The 1804-nt window shown below is 62.6% G+C and carries 2 protein-coding genes and 1 pseudogene; all 3 read left to right on the forward strand.

From position 1 onward, the window contains the following. A pseudogene (locus tag BRO63_RS03970) lies at window positions 1–67 on the forward strand (uridylate kinase); the annotation flags it as partial. A gap of 279 nt (window positions 68–346) precedes the next feature. Next, entirely contained in the window at window positions 347–1159 is an 813-nt protein-coding gene (locus BRO63_RS03975) for a hypothetical protein (RefSeq protein ID WP_033981911.1), read from the forward strand. 376 nt (window positions 1160–1535) lie between these two features. After that, window positions 1536–1804 (forward strand): DUF3577 domain-containing protein (locus tag BRO63_RS03985; protein ID WP_143219440.1); only part of this gene is annotated, 269 nt, incomplete at its 3' end.

The following is a 1804-nucleotide window of genomic DNA, read 5'->3' on the forward strand; positions in this document are numbered from 1 at the left end:
CGGCGACACGTGGAAGCACGTGTTCTTTCCACGTCAGCGCGAACACTACTTCGTGTACCAAGCCTGACCACCCAGCCCCTTTCGAGGGGCCTTTTCTTGTCCCGGCGCAGGAAAGCGGGTGCGGCGCGGTGCGGTTTGCTGAGCGCAGGCCGCTCACTCAAGGGCCATCCTTACCCCATGTCCGTCGGCGTTGCCGACACATGCCCAGGCAGCCAAGACCTTCAAGGCTGCAAGCGCGGGAAACCGTGCTGGTTGTTTCTTCCTACGGACGCATCGCGCCCATTCACCCACAAGGGATCTCTCCCTTGCGGGCGGGAATCCCTTGTTCTTCCTCAAGGAGATTCACATGGATCGCTCTCTCATCAAGACCCTGATGCCTTCGCTGGTCGCAGGCCATGTGCCGCGCAACGTGCGGTCGTTCAAGTATCGCGTGTTCGATGATCAACCACAGTCCTCGACACTGGGCTTCGTCATTGATCCCCAGCCTTTCGACGGCAAGGTGGTAGCAGCCAGCGAAGACGCCATCGTCGTCAAGCTCAAGCCCAGCGAGTTCGCGGTACTCGATCCCAGCCTGGTGACCACCGTTCCCAGCGAGGGCACCAAGGTGCATGTCCAACCCTATGCCCGTCGCCGTTTCGACGGCCTGCGTGCGGACACGCCAGAAGAGCGCACCGAGATGATGTCCGACGGCACTCCCTACACCGTCAAGACACACATCCTCGGCTCCGCGCCGGCCAAGCTGCCCATTCCCGAGCCGCAGTGCTTGGAACTGGGTCAGCTCATCGAGCAGTTGGAGGAAATGCCGGCGCCCGACGGGTTCCGGCGCATCACCCACATGCTGGTCGATGCGGGCGCCCACGACTTCACCTGGGTCGATCCGAAGCCGTCCAGGATCATCGAAACGCCCCCGGCGATCAGTTTCACGGTTTCGACCGCGAAGTTCGCCGGCCAGGTGACGATCCTCTACCAGCGCGGCAGCGATACCTATGCGGTGGAGCTGCGCCGCGACGGCGAGTTGGTCGATCGGCACGACGAGGTGTACTTCGACATGCTCGGCGAAGTGCTGGAGCGGCTCATCGACGACGGACGCTGGCGTCTGATCGATGTGAGCGTGATCGGCGCGGAGACGTCCCGACGGCGCCGCGCTGTACCTGCGTGACACCACGAAAAAAACCAGGCGACATGCCCCCACAGGCTCTCCCTCCATTCGGAAGGAGGGCCTTTTTTCTGCCTGGGAGATTCATCAAAGGGAATCGCCCGGATGCCGATTGATGGCTGCCTCGCGCGCGAGGCGAGGCCATGCTGAGCCCATGCCTGCTGACGTTGTCAGCGACATGCCAGGCAACCATCGGTCTTCGAGGTTGCGGCGCAGCTCCCACTGCGTGACCGAGCCAGCTCGCACCGCATCCATCCGCGAGCGGCCACCAGTCTCTGGTGGTGGATGCTTTCGCCTTATCAACCCATCGCGGGGTTACGCACCTTTCCCCGCAGCGTGGGACTGGTGTGTCTCCGCTTCATCCCTATGGAGATTCACCATGAGCACCACGTCCAACGAGAAATCGTATTTCGACCTTCACACCTCGGGCATCGGTTACATCCAGCGTGTCCGTGAAGTGCCTGTTCGGGGCGGCCGCCGTGCGCAGCCTTTTCTGGCATGCACCATCGCCGCGCTGGTCGGTTCCGCAAAGGACCCCAGCTATCGCTATTTCGACGTCAAGGTCTCGGGTGCCGAGGCCAAGAAGCTGGTCGAGCGCTGCATCGGCGTTGACGATCCCAAGCAGCGCCCGCTGGTGCGCTTTCGCCT

This window comes from Achromobacter xylosoxidans (genome assembly GCF_002192695.1).
Classification (GTDB): Bacteria; Pseudomonadota; Gammaproteobacteria; order Burkholderiales; family Burkholderiaceae_B; genus Achromobacter; species Achromobacter xylosoxidans_C.